Raw genomic sequence first — 2,796 nt, 5'->3', positions numbered from 1 at the left:
ATTGAGCGATGCTGGTCTTGGCTCAAAAGTCGCATTCGCAAGCAACTTGACCAATATGAGTGTCTACGGGATGCAATGGAGTATATCTTACATCTAGCGTCCTAACCGATGTGGCGGTTGCTATAATTCAGAACTTATATCAAGCCGGGTATGCAGCAGGCGCTCGTTAAGCATGAAAGAAAGCACTTCCCCCTGCTTTAAGAGCCTCCCTCTGCGGTCTTAATGATAAGTCTTTCACCGAACATAATATTACAGGGGAATTACAGGAGTGCCTCGCTCCGCAAGGAGCTTTGCTAACAATACTGTGTCAAAATTTAATGCAATCCTGGTGTTTGATAAACTCGCCTAGTAAAATTGTCCAAAACATCAGTTTCACTGCTATTAGACTCCTGTGCAGGTGCTACATCTTCCTCTGGTAATGGCAACATCCGCGCTGCTGACTCAATCCGTTCATGTAATGCTTGTGTTAGCGTTTTAATATCAGGAATTGTCACCTGACTTGACAAAGCAGGTTTAACTTGTGTGTCCCAAAGAGCCTCACTATCATGCGCCCGTTTTTCATCGGCTTTGGACACTGGAATAATTAAAGGATAAGGAATAGAAGCTTGTCCCTCTGAACTGTAACCAGGACTGGTAATTACGCACTTGCCTTGAGGAAATTTCAAAATTTCGTCAGCACTGATTACAGGCATTTTTTGCAAATTCTCACTCCAGCTAATTGAACGGCTCATTTGTCCGCCAAGCGATCACCCTGTGGTACGATTTTTAATCAGCACTTCCTTCTCACCGTAGCGTTTGGAGTAATCCTCAGCCGTTTTGTAGTTACCAGGATTGAACAAAACATGGGTACTGCAAGCAGAAGCGATCGCACTCCCCATCTTATCCCCATAAATATCGTAAAGTTGCTCTAAACTTTGGATACCCAGAATAAAGCAGGCACCATTGGAACGATATTCATTAATCCACTGTGGTAATCTGTCTAGCTTAATTGATGGTAATTCATCCAAAGAAATAATCAACGGGTCTTTGCGGGGACGGCTCAAATTACCGACAATCATCAAGTGCATTGCAGCCGCCAGCAGAGGCCCAACCACACTGCGGCGTTCATCATCTAGCTTGAACACCACCATTTCTCTACCTTCAAGCTTAGTGGGAATGTCCGATTTCCCTATAAATGCCCTCAGCAAATCAGCTTGGATGAAAGATGAGAAAGTACCTGCTGCTGTGGTCAAAATCCCCGAAATAGTCTTCTCTGCATCCTTGGCACTCAAAAATTGAATAAACGAAGTCGCCACCCATTCATCCAACCTTTTGGACTGTACCGCATGGTCAAGACGTTGTACAAGTTTTGGCAACCGCAGCACCGCATAAAGCATCGCCATATCTGGGTAAGGTGAACCCTTAACTAACTGTAAAAGTGCTTTAGCTAACAAGTCCCCGGCTTTAGCAAAGAACTCATCACTTTTACCACCACTGGAAGCATTACGGTTAATCACTTGTCCAATTTCTCCTGCCATTACCCCATCGCGTGCATCACGCATATAATCCAAAGGATTAATAACACCGCTAAAGGGTTCACCGGGGGCAAATACTCGTACTTTGTAACCATAACGGGCTGCTAAGGGTGCATGGAGTCGTAGTTGGTCGCCCTTCTTGTCATAGAGTAAAATCGGGAAACCCTGCTGCATCGCACTTTCTAACATCCGGTCTATGGTAGAGTAGGTTTTACCAGACCCAGGCGCACCTATTACCAGTGTTCCCCTTTCGGCATTGGGAAACCAAACTGTAGGTGCAGCACCAAGCATAGTTTGTATGTTAGCCAGCAACCCCCGCCACTTGCCTTTTACCCAATAGCGAGGAGTTCCAGACCACAGTGTAACTTTATTGTGTTTATGCTCCTTGATTTGCTTGAGTGCTAGGTTAGTTGCTGCTAGTTTCTCGCTAATACTGGAGACTTTACCAGTGGTGATTTTTCCCTTACCAGTACCACTGATTTGCAACAACAGTAAAATGAAGAGCATTCCACCTACCATCATCCAACCTTGGGGATTGTTATACTGTTGAAACAACTTGCCAAAGTCAATGCTAGCCAGAGGTGCTTGAAAGGATGAGACTTCAATTAATGTTGAGTTAGCAGTGATCTGGTTGTCTGGTAGATTTTTCTGGTAAATGTTCATAGCAGTTAAGTAGGCATTTAGCAGAAATTTTAACTACCAAGTGAAAGCTAGAGAATTGACCTTTTGGACATTTTTTAGAGGTGTTAGAAACTCTATTTCATATCCGAAATAGGCTAGACTGTGCCGAAACGGGAAATTTGTACGCTTGTATATTAAAAGAGTGTAGTAGACCGAATGAAATTTTTTGTATTTAAGACCAATGAGCGTTAAAAAATTCCAAGACAGTTGAACGCCAAAAATCTTTAATGGCAAGGCTTTTGGCGATTGATCTGATTTCTTAGCGTACAAAACTCCCAATTTGGCACAGTCTAGCCTAAAAGAGCGCTAATGCATAGCATGACGGTTCAAGTTTCGTCTTGCATACCACTGAGCTTGGCGTAATAACCATCAAGGGCAATTAGTTCCTCATGACTGCCAGTCTCCACGATACGCCCTTGCTCAAGTACGTAGATCCTGTCTACATAACGTGCCGCCAACATCCGGTGAGAAACCAGTGTGCTTTTACCCCCTGGATGACCAAATTGTGAATCATACCCTGACCAAAAATTAACGACATTTCAAGGGTTATAGCCTAAACATCACATAAAAGTTTGCATAAAATTATGGCCGCGTGTCCTGA

The 2,796-nt window shown here is 43.7% G+C and carries 3 protein-coding genes; all 3 read right to left on the bottom strand.

All coding sequences use genetic code 11. The annotated features are described in order from the left end of the window. Positions 1–314: 314 nt before the first annotated feature. Complete coding sequence (locus LC653_RS45535; protein WP_229501797.1) at positions 315–731, bottom strand: hypothetical protein; 417 nt, start codon at positions 729–731, stop codon at positions 315–317. Between the two features lie 15 nt (positions 732–746). Next, a complete protein-coding gene (locus LC653_RS45530; protein ID WP_229501796.1) occupies positions 747–2,177 on the bottom strand; it encodes a type IV secretory system conjugative DNA transfer family protein in 1,431 nt (476 codons plus the stop codon). A gap of 344 nt (positions 2,178–2,521) precedes the next feature. Beyond that, entirely contained in the window at positions 2,522–2,656 is a 135-nt protein-coding gene (locus LC653_RS46695) for a hypothetical protein (protein ID WP_267923461.1), read from the bottom strand. Between the last annotated feature and the right edge of the window lie 140 nt (positions 2,657–2,796).

Source organism: Nostoc mirabile CHAB5784 (assembly GCF_020829645.1).
Classification (GTDB): Bacteria; Cyanobacteriota; Cyanobacteriia; order Cyanobacteriales; family Nostocaceae; genus Nostoc; species Nostoc mirabile.
Note: the sequence above shows the minus strand (reverse complement) of the source record. Positions and strands in the feature narration are given on the sequence as shown.

What these genes read in the sequence shown, in the direction of transcription:
- LC653_RS45535 (WP_229501797.1), bottom strand. Translation starts at nt 731, where the DNA reads ATGAGCCGTTCAATTAGCTGGAGTGAGAATTTGCAAAAAATGCCTGTA.
- LC653_RS46695 (WP_267923461.1), bottom strand. Translation starts at nt 2,656, where the DNA reads ATGTTGGCGGCACGTTATGTAGACAGGATCTACGTACTTGAGCAAGGG.
- LC653_RS45530 (WP_229501796.1), bottom strand. Translation starts at nt 2,177, where the DNA reads ATGAACATTTACCAGAAAAATCTACCAGACAACCAGATCACTGCTAAC.